The sequence below is a fragment of the Streptomyces mangrovisoli genome, from assembly GCF_000974985.2.
Classification (GTDB): domain Bacteria; phylum Actinomycetota; class Actinomycetes; order Streptomycetales; family Streptomycetaceae; genus Streptomyces; species Streptomyces mangrovisoli.
This window is the reverse complement of the sequence record NZ_LAVA02000049.1, coordinates 1-14,383: the sequence shown is the minus strand read 5'-3', so window position 1 is coordinate 14,383 and position 14,383 is coordinate 1. Positions and strand designations below refer to the sequence as shown.

Sequence of the window (14,383 nt, the reverse complement as noted above, 5' to 3'; positions counted from 1 at the left end):
ATACGCCTCACAGAAAAGGGAGAATTTTCAAGCAATTCGACACCGATACGCCGCGCGCGCATCCACGGAAAGATTTCGGCCACCACCTATCGGCCGAAACCGAGAATTCTCCCGCTCGAGACAAATCTCCGGCGGGGCTCGCCGGCGGCCCGCTCCGGATGAATTCCGCGACGCGCGGTCAGCCCGCCCACCGGGCACCCGGATCCGGGGTGATGCAGGGCATGAGCACGGACCATGCCTCGTCGGTGAACTCCAGCAGGTCGTCCCGGGTGGCCCAGGGCGCAGCGCGGCGTTCCACCATCAGCAGCAGGCCGACCACCAGCCAGGCGCAGGTCTGCAGCGGGAGACCCTCGCGCACCTCCCGGCGTTCGGCGGCGACCTGCAGACACTGGTTCACGACCGTCTGCAGCTCACCGCCGAAGTCCCGGGCGGGCTCCGCCGCAGCGGGCCGTACATGCTGCTGCTCCCGCCCCAGACGCAGACCGGCCCGCACGATCACGTCCTGGGCGATCCACTCCACCATGAGCAGGGACAACTCCCTGAGCACCTGGACAGCGGGCCGCCCGGTCGCGAGCATGTGGGCCGCGGCGTCGCTGAACCGATCGCTGCACGCCCCTCTGACGGCGGCCGCCAGGCCCTCCTTGGAGGGGAAGTGGAAGTAGAGAGCCCCCTTGGACACCCCGGCGAGCCGGCTGATGGCCTCGATGTTCGCCGCGGCCAGGCCGCGCTCGTCGAAGACCTCCGCCGCGGCCCGCACGAGGCGGGCCCTCGTCCGCTCGGCCCGCTCCTGCTTGCTCATACGCATCCTCTCTCCCCCCGTCCCAGGAGGATTCCTCGCGAACAGCACCTCGATCCCACGCGAGGCGATGTCAGGCAGTGCGGCCCTGCACGCGCTCACCCACCTCCCGGTGGAGCGACCCGTCGGAGGACAGGATCGCCCGGTGGAGCGCCTGGACCCGGGGTGACGGCTCGAGACCGAGCCGTCCCGACAGCTCCGTACGCAGTTCGCGGTAGACCTCGAGGGCCTGGACGCGGCGGCCCGCACGGTAGAGCGCCAGCATGAGCTGCGCGTGCATCGCCTCGTGGGTGCGGTCGCCGGCCGCGTGGGCGACCAGTTCTCCCAGCAGTTCGAAGTGCCGGCCGAGCCGCAGCTCGGCACTGATGCACCGGTCGAGCGCGGACCTGCGCCGCTCCTCGAGCTCCAGCTGCCGTATCACCAGCAACGGACCCGTCGCCAGATCCGCGAGCGCGGGCCCGCGCCACAGCGCCAGCGCCTGCCGGAACCGGGACGCGGCGAGCGTGTCGTCGCCCGCGGCGACGGCACGGTGCCCACGCTCGGCCAGGCGCTCGAACTCCTCGCAGTCCACCGAGCCCGCGTCGAGATCGAGCAGGTAGCCGCCGGGACGGGTACAGATGACCTTCTTGGGATCGAGGCCCGGCTGCGCGGTCCCGATGAGCTCCCGCAACTTCCGGATGTACGTGTGAATCGCGGCACCCGCGCTGCGGGGCGCGTTCCCGTCCCAGAGCTCCTGGATGCCTTCCATGACCGAAACGGTCGTGCCCCGGTTCATGGCCAGCAAGGCGAGCAATTTGGCCTGCTTCACCGCGGTCGGCGTGACATTCGTGCCATTTATGTGAACGGCGAACGAACCCAGTACCGAGATCTCCATCGACTTACCCCCAGTTAGTCGTTAGTCACTCGTCACTGACGATAAAAATCCGTCCGTCGGTTTGTCAACGCCAAACTACTTGACGTCGGCCACATCCCGTCAGAACCGGCCAGGTCGGAGCCGGTTTAGTGGCAATACGTCAAGCTCTGTCAAAGACATTTGCGTCGTACCCGCAGTCCCTCTCGCTGTCGCCGGTGCGGAGCCGGTACGGACGGCGTCTGCACCACGTCTGAAGCCCGTCTGCCCTCCGGCTCCAGAACGCCTCGCACCCCACGAGAACGGCCTCCGCCGCGCGGCGGCCGGGTGCCTACTGTCTCGGCATCCGGTCGGCCGTCCAGGGCCGGTCAGCCGGATCGCGTCCACGAGGTGAGTCGAGAGGTGACACAAGTGTTGCTGGCAGACCGACAGGCACTGCACGGTGCCCCGTGGCGGCAGATCGTCGGCCAGGAGGTCGACGGCGAACCGCTGCGCGTGTGGGAGAGCCCCGCACACGCCCCGCAAGGGCCGGTCCTCGTCCTCGTCCACGGCTTCGAGGAGAGCTGGGAGAGCTGGCGGCCGCTCACCCGCCGACTGCCGGCCGGACTCCGGCTGTTCGCCCTGGATCTGCCCTGGCGCGGCGGCTCGCGCCACCGCTGGACGGACGCGGGCACCTCGTCCACCTGGCTCGAACGCGCTCTTGAACTCCTGCCCGTACGCCCCGACGCGATCGTGGCCCACTCGTTCGGCGCCACCACGCAGCTCGAACTGCTCACCCGGCGCACGCGGTTCTCGGCCATCCCCACCGCCCTGGTGGCGCCGGTCTACCGGCCGCACGACGTACCCGTCGATCCACGGTTCTTCGGCGAGGCCGTCGACCGGTTCCGGGGCGTGCTCGCCGACGGCCTGCGCGCCCAGCTGGGCCCGCGGGGCACCAGGGTCCCCCCGGACATCGTGGAATCGATGATCGGCAAGGTCCGCGAACGGGTCGAACCCCACGGCTTCCTGCACTTCTACGCGACGCTCAGTCGCACTCCGCACCTCCCGCTGGCTCTCGTCGAGGCTCCCGTCCTGATCGTCAGCGGGACCCACGACCCGTCCGCGCCGGCCGCGGCGGTCGACGAACTCAGGTGCTCCCTGCCCGATGTGAGGGTCCATCAGGATCCGGGCCTCAGTCACTTCTGCCAGATGCAGCAGCCGGACCAGGTGGCCGAGCAGATCCTCGCCTTCCTGACGACGGTGGGCCTGCACCACTCCGACGAACCGCACCACACCTCCAAGGAGGCGACCAAAGCATGACCAGGCTCGACAGCGACGCGTACGACTACGACGTCGTCATCAGCGGGGCAAGCGTGGCCGGCAGCGCGGCGGCGGTCCTGCTCGCCCGCCGCGGTGTCCGCGTCGCACTGCTGGAACGACGCTCGGACCCCTCGGCGTACAAGGTGCTCTGCACCCACTATCTGCAGCCGTGCGCCTACCCCGTGCTCGACGAGCTGGGACTCGTCCCCGCTCTGGAGAAGGCCGGTGCGGTCCGCAACGAGGCGCGCTGGTACACCCGCTGGGGATGGATCGAGCCGAAGGCCGCGCCCGCGGGCCCGGAGCTGCCGTACGCGTACAACGTCCGGCGCAGCACCTTCGATCCGATGATCCGCTCCCACGCGGCGCAGACCCCGGGCGTCGACCTGCTCCTCGGCCACAACGTGACCGGAGTGCTGCAGGAGGGCGGGCGGACCGTGGGCGTCCGCGTGTCGGCACCCGAGGGCGAGCGCGAGATACGGGCCCGCCTCGTGGTCGGAGCCGACGGCAAGGACTCCTCGGTGGCGAAGTTCGCGGGAGTGCCGGCGCGGCAGCACGCGAACGAGCGGTTCAGCTACTTCGCGCACTTCCGCGATCTCCCACTGCGGGACGGGATCACCCACTCGTGGTTCCTCGAACCCGACATGGCGTACGCGATGCCGAACGACGACGGGGTGACGGTCGTCGCGGTGATCCCGGACAAGAAGCGGCTGCCGGACTTCCGGGAGGACCTGGAAGGCAGCTTCCTCGAGTTCGTCCGGAGCCTTCCCGAAGCGCCGCCCATCGACTCCGCCGAGCGCATCACGAAGATCACCGGTACCGTCAACTACCCGCTGCACAGCCGGAAGCCGACCGCGCCGGGCGTGGCGTTCATCGGCGACGCGGCCATCACCGGCGATCCCCTGTGGGGCGTCGGCTGCGGCTGGGCCCTGCAGTCCGCGCAGTGGCTGGCCGAGGCGGTCGCCGCCGCCGCGACCGGCCGGGGCGACCTCGACAAGTCGCTGATGGCGTACGCGCGTCGGCACCGGCGTGGCCTGCGCGGACATCAGCATCTGGCCGCCGACTACGCCAAGGCCCGGCCGTTCAACCCCTTCGAACGGCTGATGTTCTCGGCGGCGGCCCGCGACGAGTCGATGGCCCGGCACATGCATCTGTTCGCATCCCGGCTGATCGGCCCGCTGCGCTTCCTCAACCCGGTGGCGCTGGCGAAGGCCTCGGCCGTCAACGTCCGCCATCGCGGCGTGGCCGGGCCGCCCGCACGCCCCTTGCACACCGGCTCATGACCGTCAGCCGCGCACGCCTCGCCGACCGGCTGATGACGTCACCCGCGCACCCCTGGCACACCGGCTCATGACCGTCACCCGCGCCCCTGGCACACCGGCTCATGACCGCCGCCCCTCCGACTCGACTCGTCCCTGGCAGCAACCCACCGGAAAGGTCCCTCCCATGAGCACCGACACCACCACCGCCCTCACCCCCGAGCAGGACGCTCAGCTGCGGGAGATCATCATCGAGGTCCTGGAGCTGGAGGCGGACGAACTGACCGACACCAGCAGCTTCATCGACGACCACGACGCGGACTCGCTGCTCGCCATCGAGATCCTGGCCCGCATCGAGAAGGACCTCGGCGTCACGATCCCGCAGGACGACCTGACCGAGATGAGCAACCTCGACGGCGTGCGCGCCGTCGTCGTCCGCAACCTCGGGAGCGGTGAGCATGCCTGAGTCCGGCACCCGCCGCGTGGTGGTCACCGGCCTCGGAGCGGTGAGCAGCGCCGGCATCGGCGCGGCCGAGTTCACCGCCTCGATCCGGGAGGGCCTCCGTTCCACCTCTCCCATCGCCTCCTTCGACACCACCGGCTTCCCGCACGTCCACGCCGGCGAGGTCCACGACTTCGACCCCGCGGAGTGGCTGCGCCGCATCGAGCCCGGACGGTGGGGACGCAGCAGCCAGTTCGCGGCGTCGGCCGCCCGGCTCGCGGTCGCGGACGCCGGTCTCCAGGAGAACGACCTGGCCGGGTCCCGCGCGGGCTCGGTCATGGGCACCACGAGCGGCGAGTCGGCCGTCATCGAGCAGCTCGTCGCCCAGTGGGCGAGCGACGGTCTGAAGTCCCTGGACGCCGGGCGGGTGGCAGCCGTCCCGGCCGGGCGGATCGCGGCCGCCGTCAACAGCGAACTCGGCCTGAACGGCGAGGCCTTGACGCTGGCCACCGCCTGCTCGGCGAGCAACTACGCGCTCGGCTACGCCTACGACATGGTCGCGGGCGGAGAGGCCGACTACATGCTCGCCGGAGGCGCCGACTCGGTGAACCGCTGGGCGCACGCCGGGTTCTACCGGCTCGGGGCGCTGGCCGAGGAGGTCTGCCGCCCCTTCGACGCGAACCGCTCCGGCATCCTCACCGCGGAGGGCGGGGTCGCCCTGCTCCTGGAGCCGTACGACCGCGCCGTCGCCCGCGGGGCCCGGATCTACGCCGAGGTGCTCGGCTACAGCGTCAACTGCGACGCCGAGCACATGGTGCACCCGGACCCGACCAGCATCGCCGCCTGCATCAGGGCGGCCCACCGCAGCGCCGGCGTGACACCCGAGCAGATCGACTACATCTGCGCCCACGGCACCGGCACCCGCACCAACGACGCGACCGAGGTGGCCGCCGCCCGCGAGGTGTTCGGCGACCGCATCCCGCCGATCAGCTCCATCAAGTCGATGATCGGCCACACCATGGGCGCGGCCAGCGGGTTCGGCGCGCTGATCTGCTGCCAGGCGCTGTACGAGGGGTTCCTGCCGCCCACGGCGGGCGTCGAGGACATCGACCCGGGGCTCGGCCCCGGCGTCGACCCGGTACCCGGAACCGCCCGGCCCGCCCGGCCCGAGGTCGTGCAGAACCACGGCTTCGCCTTCGGCGGCAACAACGCCATCACCGTTCTCGGGAGGGTCGCATGAGCACCGTCACCGCCGAAGCTCCGGCGATCCACACCGCGGCGGCCGTGTCGCCGCTCGCGATCACCGCCGTGGGCGCGGTGACCCCGGCCGGCCTCGGACTCGAGGCGCTCGGCCGCGCCGTGGCGGCCGGCCTGCCCGGACATGCCGAGCCGCCCGTGCAGGAGGACGAGACCCTGCCTCCGCGTCCGGTCCGCGCGGTGCCCGACCTGAAGGTCGCCGAACTGATCGGCCGAAAGGGCACCCGGCACCTGGACCGCACGACCAAACTCGCCCTCGTGGCCTGCCGGCTGGCCCTGGACTCGCTGCCCGCTCCGGTGGGCGGCGGCAGCACCGGCGTGGTCCTCGGCACCAGCACCGGAAGCATCCGCAGTTCCAGCGAGTACTCCTTGGAGACCCTGCGCCAGGAACGCCCCTATCTGGTGAACCCGAGCCTGTTCCCCAACACGGTGATGAACTGCGCGGCCGGCCAGATCGCCATCCGGCACGGCCTCAAGGGCGTCAACGCCACACTGGCCGGCGGCCACCTGGCCGGTGTGCAGGTGCTGCGCTACGCCCGCAACGCCCTGCGTCAGGGACACGCGGACCGTCTGCTGGTCGGCGGGGTCGAGGAGTTCTGCGCGCAGAGCGCGTGGGGCTGGCACCAGTCGGGTTCGCTGACCGCGGACGCCGCGGTGGGCGAGGGCGCGGCCGTCCTGGTCGTCGAGCCCGAGAAGGCGGCACACGCCGCCGGGCGCCGCGTGCTCGCCCGGGTGCTGGCCTGCGAGACGGGCTACGCAGGCCGAGGCGGCCTGGCCCAGGGCCTCGCCTCGGTGATCGGCTCGGCTCTGGAACGCAGTGGCACCGCACCCGCCGGGATCACCTCGGCCTCACTGGGCTCCACGGGTCATGTCGGCCTGGACCGTGTCGAGGAGCGCGCCCTGCGCACGGCACTCGGCGGGCGCCTGCCCGATCAGGTCGTACGGGTCAAGGAATCGGTCGGCGAGTGCTGCAGCGCCGGCGGGGTCCTGCAGATCGCGGGGCTGCTCGGGCTGTGGCAGCGGGAGGGCGCGGGCTCCGCGCGGACCGCGGTCGTGACAGCGGTGTCCAGGGACGGCCAGGTCGGCTGCGTCGTCCTCGACGCCGGCTCCCTCGCCGGCTGACGCGGAGCACCGCCACCCGAAAGCGAGGGCCGGGGAGCATCGTCGATGCCCGCTCCCCGGCCCTTCGACCATCCCCGCGAAACGGCCGGAAGGAAGCCATGTCTGCGACGCGGACCCATCCCGCGGAAACCGCCGCCCGGGCCCAGAGCCCCGGCGAGCTGATCGCCCTGTGCCTGTCCGGGTCCCAGGAGGCCTGGTCGGCGCTGGTGGCACGGTACGGACCGGTGGTGTGGACGGTGGCCCGCTCGCACCGGCTCTCCGACGCCGACTGCGAGGAGGTCTTCCAGGTGACCTGGCTGCGGGTGTACCGGAGCCTGACCCGGTTGCACACACCCGAGCGGTTCCCGGCCTGGCTGACGACCTGCGCCCGGCGCGAGAGCCTCAAGCAGTACGAGCGCTCCCGGCGTTACGTGCCCGTGGGCGACGGCGGAACCCTCGACCGGCCCACGACGACGGGATCCGGTCCCGAGGAGGGCATCCTGGTGCGCGAGCGCGGCGCCGAGGTCCTCACCGCCCTGTCCAGGCTGCCGGACCGGGACCAGCGGCTGCTCGCGCTGCTCAGCGCCGACCCCGCGCCGGGATACGACGAGGTGAGCCGGCGCCTGGGCATCGCCCGCGGCTCCGTGGGCCCGCTGCGCGGACGCGCGCTACGGCGCCTCGCCGAGCAGCTGCGGATCGTCGAGAGCGAGAACGCGCCCGCCACCGCGATGTGACGGGCCGTCGTCCGCCCGGTCCGATGCCGGGCCGCCCACCACGCCCACCACGCCCGCCGCGGCGTCGGCCGGCGGAGGCAGCGGCAGCGGCAGCGGCAGCGGCAGCGGCAGCGGCAGCGGCCAGGCCGCCACGGCTCGCACCAGTGCGTACGGCGGCGCGCCCACGACGGCGCGCACCTCGTTCAGCAGGGCTTCCTCGTCATCCAGCAGGACTTCCTCGTCATCGGGTTCGTGTCGCCCGGATCCGTGCTGCGCCATCCCCACCTCCCGCGGTCTCGGTCCGCTCGGCAAGATCCGCAAGATCCGCAAGCTCCGCCATCCGTGCCGAAGGCAGTGTCCCGCTGAACACCCGGACCTCCGCCTCCGGTGGGCCGGGCAGGGCCGCCGCGGCGACGTATCCCTCGGGCGGGTCGAGGCCGATCAGCCGCCAGGCGCCGAAGTTCCGGTCCGGACTCACGTCGACGCCGTGCGCGAGCCCCGTCCCGATCCCTTTGAGATACGCCTCCTTGCGCACCCAGCAGCGGGCGAACGCGGCGGGCACCGCTGCCTCGGGAAGCCCTTCGAGCAGTGTCCGCTCGTCGGCGGAGAGCCATCGGGAGACAGCGCGCACGGTCCGGGGCCTGACCGACGACGTCTCCAGATCCACGCCCACGGGCCGGTTCGCGAAGGCGTAGAGGACGCCGTCGCCCGAGTGGGCCATCGAGTACTCGAGGCCCGGAGCGGCCGGTGTACGGGGGCGGCCGTGCGGTCCGCCGCAGGCCGGGCACGCCGCGCGCCGCATCGTCAGCTCCGCCGGATCTCTGCCCGTGTAGCCCGCGAGCAGGACGCGCAGACCCGCGTGCGCCATCACCTTGCGGTGCCGGTGCAGGGGTCTGCGCAGCCGCGCCGCCCGCGCCTGCTGCCCGGCGTCGAGCAGCCGGGCGGCGCTCCGCGTGGCCGCACCCGGCGGCGGTACGTCGAGCCACCAGAGGTGCAGCTCGTCCGGACCGGCCGGCGGGCGCGGCATGCTCACAGAGCCACGCCCCCGTCGATCTGGAGGACCTGGCCGGTGATGTAGGAGGCCTTGTCGGAGAGGAGGAACGCGGTGAGGTCCGCGACTTCCCGGGCGGTACCGAAGCGCCGCAGCGGCACGGCGGCGAGGGCTTCCTTGCGCGCCTTGTCGCCGAGTTCACCGGTCATGTCCGTCTCGATGAAGCCGGGTGCCACGACGTTCACACGGATGCCGTACCGGGCCAGTTCCTTGGCGAGGGTCCGGCTCAGGCTGTTCACTCCGCCTTTCGAGGCGGCGTAGTTGGCCTGCGTCGCGTGCCCGTAGACGCCGGCCACCGAGGACACGTTGACGATCACTCCGGTACGGCGCTTGAGCATGCCGAACCCGACCGTGCGGCAGAAGTTGAACGTGCCGGTGAGGTTGGTGTCGATCACCGACGTCCAGTCCTCGACCGACATCATCACCAGATGGTTGTCCTTGACGATGCCGGCCGAGTTCACCAGGGCGTACACCGGCCCGAGTTCGCTCTCCGCCCGCTTCACGAAGGTGTCCACGGCCTGTCCGTCGGCCACGTCGCAGGCCTGGTGGAAACAGCGGGCTCCCTGCGCGCGGACCAGTTCGGCGGTCTCCTCCGACGCGGCGGAGGCGCTCCGGCCGCAGAAGGTGATGTCGTATCCCTCCGCGGCGAGTTGTACGGCGATCGCGCGGCCGATACCGCGCGATCCTCCGGTGACGATGACATGGCCTCGTTGACCGTCGTGCATGGTGAGGGCTCCTTCGCGAGCGGGTCGTCCGGGCGGTTCGGGGGTCACGGACCAGGACGCGGGGGTCACGGCGTGGGACGCGGGGGTCACGGCGTGGGAAGCGGGGCGCCGAGGCGCACGTAGACGTCCATCAGGTCGTCCGAGAGCCAGTACTCGGCGATGCGTCCCCGCTCGTCCAGCCGCAGCACGTCGGCCCCGCGCAGCGTGATCGGGGTGCCCGGTGCCGCCGTGACTCCGGCGGGGCGGCCCGACTGCCAGGTGCCCTCGAAGATCCATCGGGCGACGACATGGTCACCGTCCACGAAGGGGCCGAGCGCGGTCCTGATCCGGGCGTCCGGGTACGAGGATCGGAACGCCTCGATCCAGGCGGTGAACTGGCGCGGGGTACGCAGGGCGGCGGGGTCGGGCATCCCGTACTGCGGTATGTGGACCGTCAGTTCGTCGGCGAGGATCTCCTCGGCCCGGTCCCGGTTGCCGTTCCAGAGCTCCATCCACTTCTCCCACAGGACCGCCTGCGGGCGGAGGTCCTCGGCGGTCAGGGTGTCCGTCATGCGTGCTCCCAGGGCGCGTTGTGGTCGTCCGTGCAGCCGGCATCCGGCGTGTGCGGAGCCGGCATCCGTGCGTTCGTATCCGTGCATCCGTGCATCCGTGCGTTCGTGCATCCGTACAGAGCGGCGCGAAGGGTCCCGGATACACCGTGCCGCCGCCCGAAGACGACGAGGCCGGGTGGCGGCGACCACAGAGGCCGCGCCACCCGGCCTCCCGCTGGGCGACAACTGGTTTCGCCGGGCACCGCGCCGGTGCCGGCGGAGACCCGACTAGGTGTTCCGGGGGCGGTCGGAGCGCAGTGCCAGCGCCGTCAGGGCCGTGGCCGCCGAGGCCGCCGCGGTGAACCACCAGCCGTGGCGGAACGCGGTCAGGGCCGCGTCCGGGCCGCCGGGGCTGCCGATGAGCACCACCAGGATCGAGACGCCGAGCACGAAGCCGACCTGGCGCACCATGTTGTTGAGCCCGGAACCGGTCGCCACCGAGGCCGGCGGGAGGTCGCGGGTGCTGGCACCCATCAGCGGGGCGAGGGAGAGCCCCATGCCGATACGGGTGAGCAGCACGCCGGGGAGCATGGCCACCACGTAGTTGGCGTGGACGCCTACGGCGAGCGCCCACCAGGCCGCGCCCAGTGCGATCACCGTCGATCCGAACACGATCGACAGCACCTGTCCGATCCTGGCCACGAGCTTGCCGGAGAGCACCGAGAGGAAGGGCAACATCAGGTTGCCCGGGGCCATCGCCAGACCGGTGGCCAGCGCCGACCAGCCCCAGATGTCCTGGCACCACAGGGAGACCGAGAGCACGGTCGCCGCGAAGCTCATGTAGTAGAGGGCGGACGCGATGTTCGCGATGGAGAAGTCACGGATCCGCAGCAGCGCGAGGTCGACCACCGGGCTGGTGTGCCGGGCGGAGCGGACCAGCAGCAGCACGACCAGCACCACGGCCCCGGCGAGCGAGCCCAGTACCCGGCCCGAACCCCAGCCCCAGTCGGGGGCCTTGACGATGCCCAGTGAGAGGAGGCCGATGGCGGCGGCGAGCAGGGCGGAGCCCAGCAGGTCGGGCATGGCGGGCTTCTTGTCGCCCGCGGCCCGGCCGGGAGCGAGCACCTTGGCACCGACGATCAGCGCGACGACGCCGACCGGCAGGTTGACCAGGAAGATCCAGGGCCAGTCGACGTTGACCAGCACGCCGCCGACCAAGGGGCCCGAGGCGGCCGCGACACCAGCGGCGGTGGCCCAGACCCGCATGGCCTTGGCCCGCTGATCGGGTCCGTAGGTCACCATGAGCAGGCCCATCGACGTGGGGCCGAGCGCCGCGGCACCGACGGCCTGCAGAACGCGCGCCGCGTTGAGCGCGTCCACCGAGCCCGAGGCGGCGCAGAGTCCGGACGCGAGGGTGAAGACGGCCAGGCCGGCCAGGAAGACGTTCTTCATGCCGAACCGGTCGGCGAACCGGCCGGCGGGGATGAGCAGGGCCGCGAAGACGATGGCGTACCCGTTGAGGATCCAGGACAGATCGGCGACGGACGCACCCTTGAAGTCCGCGCCGATGGCGGGGAAGGCGACGTTGACGATGGTCAGGTCGAGGGTCGAGATGAGGATGCCCGCGGAGATCGTGCCGGCGGCGAGGGCGCGGCGCCTGTCCCGGCGCGCGTTCTCACCCGCGGGCTGGGCGGCCGGGCGTCCGGTCACGGGTTGCGTGGTCATGGGAGACCTTCCAGAAGGACGGTGACGGCTGGTCAGGAAGTGATGAGGCCCAGCTGGGTGAGCAGGCCGAGGGTGTCGGCGACGGTCCAGTACTCGGTGAACCGGCCGTCCTCGATGCGGAGGATGTTCATCCCGACGTGCTCGGTCGGCGTGCCGATCGGGGCGGTGGCGCCGGGGGTCCCGCCCCGGTGCACGGCCGTGGCGCGGTAGCGGCCCGCGACGAGATCACCCTCGACGATGGGGCCGGGCTCGTCGGTGAAGTGCAGTTCCTCGAGGGCGGCACGGGTGCGGGCGATCCACGAGACGAGTCCGTCCCGGTCGCGGATCTCGTCGATGGCGGCCGTCTTCATGCGCCCCGCCAGGCTCGTGCCGTGAACGGTGAACCTGTCCGCGATCACCTCGTCGGCTCGGGACAGGTCGATTTCGCCGTTCCACAGGGCGTTCCACTTGGCCCACAGGGCGCGGGCCTGCGCCGCGTCCGTGGTGGTGGTCGCGCTGGGTGCGGTCTGGGCGGATCCGGTCATGGATGACACCTCTCTACGGTTCGCACTCGGAAAAAGGGAGATCGAGGGGTGAGCGAACCGCCTGGGGCCCTGCGGGGGACTCGGACCCCAGGCGGCGTTCCTCGGCACACCCAGGGGGCGGCCACGACCTCAAGGTAGTAGTTAGTCACTACTCAGTCAAGCGGCCCTGAAAGGCCCCCGGCGGGTACTGCGCGGGGGGCATGCGTGGTTACATGTGAACATGGAACGAATGACGGCCGATGATCGCCGAGCCCAAATCCTGCGCATCTCCGCCGAGGAATTTGCGCGCACCGGCTACTACGGGACTTCGGTTGAGACAATTGCCCGAAAGGCAGAGATCAGCCAGCCGTACGTATTCCGGTTGTTCGGCACCAAGAGGGGTCTGTTCATCTCCGTCCTCGATGACTCCTTCGAGAAGATCGTCGACACGTTCCAGCAAGCCAGCGACGGGTTGAGCGGCGTGGACGCGCTGGTCTCGATGGGTAACCGGTACCGGAATCTGGTGCGCGACAACCGAACGTTCCTCCTTATTCAGCTGCACGGTTTCGCCGCCTGTGAAGAGCCGAAGATCCGGACCGCCGTACAAAATGGTTTCGGTCGAATGTGGCATGTCGTGCAGGAAAATTCGGGCGCGGACGACGTCACGGTCAAACAGTTCTTGTCCCTGGGCATGATGCTGAACGACATGGCCGCCATGGACCTCTGGAGCCTTGACGAGCCCTGGGCCAAGGCCTGCGTCGTGGCGCTGCCCGTCGAGAACTGGTCACGCTGACGCCACCGGCCGCCCGCACAGATCCGCGCCGCGTCGGCGTGCGTACACCCGGCCGCGACCGTTTCCGTCTCCCCGGGGACCGGGCCACGCCCGCTCCGCCCCGGTAGCCGTATCGGCAGCTGTATCTCCCCCGCCTGCCCGGGGTTCTGTCCTGATGCGTCGGCCCACGAGGGCCGGCCTCGTCGACGGGCGATGCCCAGGACAGGAGCCGGAGATGCGCTTCAGCGACGGCCTGACGATCAGGGCGGCGGTGACATGGCTGCCGGAGACGACCGAGAGCGCGTACGCCCTGGTGGCCGACGGCCTCCTCGATCCGGACGACCCGGCCTCCGCCGGGGTGGTCGAGGTCCCTGTCTCGCACGACACGTCGGCCCCCGACATGGCTGTGCTGGCCGGACGAAAGGCCTTGTCCCAGACCGGAGTCGAGGCCGCCGACATCGGCCTTCTGCTGCACGGCTGGATCTATCACCAGGGGCACGACTTCTGGTCCCCGGCCCACTACGTGGCCGACAACCTCGGCGCGACCGCGGCCGTCCCGTTCGGTGTCCAGCAGATGTGCCACGCCGGCGCCATGGCCCTGCACACCGCCGCGGTGCAGCTCTGCGCCGATCCTTCGCTCGGCACCGCGCTGGTCACCACGGCGGACCGCTTCGCCTCACAGGGTTTCGACCGCTGGCGAGGTGACTACCAGGTCGCCTACGGGGACGGCGCCACCGCGGCCGTCCTCGACCGGTCAGGCCACGGCCTCCGGCTCGTCGCGCACGCCGTGCGTGCCGCGCCGGAGATGGAGTCCATGTACCGGGGCGACGACGCCTTCAGCCCCGCGCCGCTCGCCCACAGCCGCCCCATCGACATCCGCCGCACGAAGCGCGCCTTCCTCGAGGCGGGCGGCATGGACCGGTTCGCCAAGACCGGACCCGAGGCCGTACGCGACGTACTGCTGCGAGCCCTCCAGGAAAGCGGCCTGGCGCCCGACGATCCGCGGATACGGTGCGTCGCGCTGCCCCGACTGGGGCCCAAGGTGCTGGAGTTGATGTATTTGCCGGTCGTACGGCAGCTGCTCCGGGCGGCGCCCCGGCACTTCGGCAGCCGCACCGGCCACCTGGGCTGTGGCGACGTCGTGGCCAACCTCGCGGACATCGACCGGGAAAACCTTCTGGAACCCGGCGAGTTCGCCCTCGTCCTCACGGGCGGCGGCGGATTCACCTGGTCGTGCCTCGTGGTCCAGAAGCCGGGCGAGCGGCGAGGGGCGAGGCGATGACGCACCGTACGGCGGAACTCCGGGAGATCCGTGCGCAGGCCCTGGCGGGCCCCGGTGCGAAGGCGACCGAGGCGCAGCACG

16 protein-coding genes are annotated in these 14,383 nt (G+C 71.3%); 8 read left to right on the top strand and 8 right to left on the bottom strand.

Annotated features, from left to right (window positions below; genetic code table 11):
• Positions 1-178: 178 nt before the first annotated feature.
• Positions 179-799, bottom strand: coding sequence for a TetR/AcrR family transcriptional regulator (locus tag WN71_RS21415; protein ID WP_052743120.1), 621 nt, complete (start codon positions 797-799; stop codon positions 179-181).
• Positions 800-869: 70 nt separating this feature from the next.
• Positions 870-1,670, bottom strand: coding sequence for an AfsR/SARP family transcriptional regulator (locus WN71_RS21410; protein WP_046589101.1), 801 nt, complete (start codon positions 1,668-1,670; stop codon positions 870-872).
• Positions 1,671-2,057: 387 nt separating this feature from the next.
• Between WN71_RS21410 and WN71_RS21405 the strand changes: the two genes are divergently transcribed.
• The 6 genes from WN71_RS21405 to WN71_RS21380 all read left to right on the top strand — a co-directional run bounded on the left by WN71_RS21405 (position 2,058) and on the right by WN71_RS21380 (position 7,735).
• Positions 2,058-2,945 carry an alpha/beta fold hydrolase gene (locus WN71_RS21405; protein WP_052743122.1) on the top strand — a complete coding sequence of 296 codons (888 nt, stop codon included), beginning with the start codon at positions 2,058-2,060 and terminating at the stop codon, positions 2,943-2,945.
• Positions 2,942-4,225: an NAD(P)/FAD-dependent oxidoreductase gene (locus tag WN71_RS21400; RefSeq protein WP_046589104.1), complete on the top strand. Its 1,284-nt coding sequence runs from the start codon at positions 2,942-2,944 to the stop codon at positions 4,223-4,225. Before WN71_RS21405 ends, WN71_RS21400 begins: the two co-directional genes overlap by 4 nt.
• Positions 4,226-4,388: 163 nt before the next feature.
• On the top strand, positions 4,389-4,667 hold the full coding sequence (locus tag WN71_RS21395; protein ID WP_046589106.1) for an acyl carrier protein: 279 nt from the start codon (positions 4,389-4,391) through the stop codon (positions 4,665-4,667).
• Positions 4,660-5,883 (top strand): beta-ketoacyl-[acyl-carrier-protein] synthase family protein, encoded by a 1,224-nt coding sequence (locus WN71_RS21390; protein ID WP_046589108.1) that lies wholly within the window; start codon positions 4,660-4,662, stop codon positions 5,881-5,883. Before WN71_RS21395 ends, WN71_RS21390 begins: the two co-directional genes overlap by 8 nt.
• Complete coding sequence (locus WN71_RS21385; protein WP_052743123.1) at positions 5,880-7,022, top strand: beta-ketoacyl synthase N-terminal-like domain-containing protein; 1,143 nt, start codon at positions 5,880-5,882, stop codon at positions 7,020-7,022. The genes WN71_RS21390 and WN71_RS21385 overlap by 4 nt, the downstream gene beginning before the upstream one ends.
• Positions 7,023-7,120: 98 nt before the next feature.
• Complete coding sequence (locus WN71_RS21380; RefSeq protein WP_052743124.1) at positions 7,121-7,735, top strand: RNA polymerase sigma factor; 615 nt, start codon at positions 7,121-7,123, stop codon at positions 7,733-7,735.
• Here WN71_RS21380 and WN71_RS21375 read toward each other — a convergent pair.
• From WN71_RS21375 to WN71_RS21350, 6 genes are all read right to left on the bottom strand, one after another.
• Positions 7,670-7,993, bottom strand: a complete 324-nt coding sequence (locus WN71_RS21375) for a hypothetical protein (RefSeq protein ID WP_046589110.1) — start codon at positions 7,991-7,993, stop codon at positions 7,670-7,672. The two genes, WN71_RS21380 and WN71_RS21375, sit on opposite strands and share 66 nt — an antisense overlap.
• Positions 7,956-8,741, bottom strand: coding sequence for a 4'-phosphopantetheinyl transferase family protein (locus WN71_RS21370; RefSeq protein WP_052743125.1), 786 nt, complete (start codon positions 8,739-8,741; stop codon positions 7,956-7,958). The genes WN71_RS21375 and WN71_RS21370 overlap by 38 nt, the downstream gene beginning before the upstream one ends.
• A gap of 2 nt (positions 8,742-8,743) precedes the next feature.
• On the bottom strand, positions 8,744-9,490 hold the full coding sequence (fabG, locus tag WN71_RS21365) for a 3-oxoacyl-[acyl-carrier-protein] reductase (RefSeq protein ID WP_046589112.1): 747 nt from the start codon (positions 9,488-9,490) through the stop codon (positions 8,744-8,746).
• Between the two features lie 86 nt (positions 9,491-9,576).
• Positions 9,577-10,041: an ester cyclase gene (locus WN71_RS21360; protein WP_052743126.1), complete on the bottom strand. Its 465-nt coding sequence runs from the start codon at positions 10,039-10,041 to the stop codon at positions 9,577-9,579.
• 267 nt (positions 10,042-10,308) lie between these two features.
• Positions 10,309-11,745, bottom strand: coding sequence for an MFS transporter (locus WN71_RS21355; protein WP_046589114.1), 1,437 nt, complete (start codon positions 11,743-11,745; stop codon positions 10,309-10,311).
• A 32-nt stretch (positions 11,746-11,777) separates the two neighbouring features.
• A complete protein-coding gene (locus WN71_RS21350; RefSeq protein WP_046589116.1) occupies positions 11,778-12,269 on the bottom strand; it encodes an ester cyclase in 492 nt (163 codons plus the stop codon).
• A gap of 220 nt (positions 12,270-12,489) precedes the next feature.
• Here WN71_RS21350 and WN71_RS21345 point away from each other — a divergent pair, with 220 nt between their 5' ends.
• The gene (locus WN71_RS21345) at positions 12,490-13,041 is read left to right on the top strand and encodes a TetR/AcrR family transcriptional regulator (RefSeq protein ID WP_079178001.1); all 552 of its coding nucleotides are present in this window, start codon (positions 12,490-12,492) and stop codon (positions 13,039-13,041) included.
• 214 nt (positions 13,042-13,255) lie between these two features.
• Entirely contained in the window at positions 13,256-14,302 is a 1,047-nt protein-coding gene (locus WN71_RS21340) for a ketoacyl-ACP synthase III family protein (RefSeq protein WP_046589121.1), read from the top strand.
• The last annotated feature ends 81 nt before the right edge of the window (positions 14,303-14,383 follow it).

Bases quoted from the DNA above. Each gene is read 5' to 3' on its own strand.
- WN71_RS21355 (WP_046589114.1), bottom strand. From the start codon at position 11,745: ATGACCACGCAACCCGTGACCGGACGCCCGGCCGCCCAGCCCGCGGGT.
- WN71_RS21350 (WP_046589116.1), bottom strand. From the start codon at position 12,269: ATGACCGGATCCGCCCAGACCGCACCCAGCGCGACCACCACCACGGAC.
- WN71_RS21410 (WP_046589101.1), bottom strand. From the start codon at position 1,670: ATGGAGATCTCGGTACTGGGTTCGTTCGCCGTTCACATAAATGGCACG.
- WN71_RS21390 (WP_046589108.1), top strand. From the start codon at position 4,660: ATGCCTGAGTCCGGCACCCGCCGCGTGGTGGTCACCGGCCTCGGAGCG.
- WN71_RS21340 (WP_046589121.1), top strand. From the start codon at position 13,256: ATGCGCTTCAGCGACGGCCTGACGATCAGGGCGGCGGTGACATGGCTG.
- fabG (WP_046589112.1), bottom strand. From the start codon at position 9,490: ATGCACGACGGTCAACGAGGCCATGTCATCGTCACCGGAGGATCGCGC.
- WN71_RS21400 (WP_046589104.1), top strand. From the start codon at position 2,942: ATGACCAGGCTCGACAGCGACGCGTACGACTACGACGTCGTCATCAGC.
- WN71_RS21360 (WP_052743126.1), bottom strand. From the start codon at position 10,041: ATGACGGACACCCTGACCGCCGAGGACCTCCGCCCGCAGGCGGTCCTG.
- WN71_RS21345 (WP_079178001.1), top strand. From the start codon at position 12,490: ATGGAACGAATGACGGCCGATGATCGCCGAGCCCAAATCCTGCGCATC.
- WN71_RS21385 (WP_052743123.1), top strand. From the start codon at position 5,880: ATGAGCACCGTCACCGCCGAAGCTCCGGCGATCCACACCGCGGCGGCC.
- WN71_RS21375 (WP_046589110.1), bottom strand. From the start codon at position 7,993: ATGGCGCAGCACGGATCCGGGCGACACGAACCCGATGACGAGGAAGTC.
- WN71_RS21380 (WP_052743124.1), top strand. From the start codon at position 7,121: ATGTCTGCGACGCGGACCCATCCCGCGGAAACCGCCGCCCGGGCCCAG.
- WN71_RS21395 (WP_046589106.1), top strand. From the start codon at position 4,389: ATGAGCACCGACACCACCACCGCCCTCACCCCCGAGCAGGACGCTCAG.
- WN71_RS21415 (WP_052743120.1), bottom strand. From the start codon at position 799: ATGAGCAAGCAGGAGCGGGCCGAGCGGACGAGGGCCCGCCTCGTGCGG.
- WN71_RS21370 (WP_052743125.1), bottom strand. From the start codon at position 8,741: ATGCCGCGCCCGCCGGCCGGTCCGGACGAGCTGCACCTCTGGTGGCTC.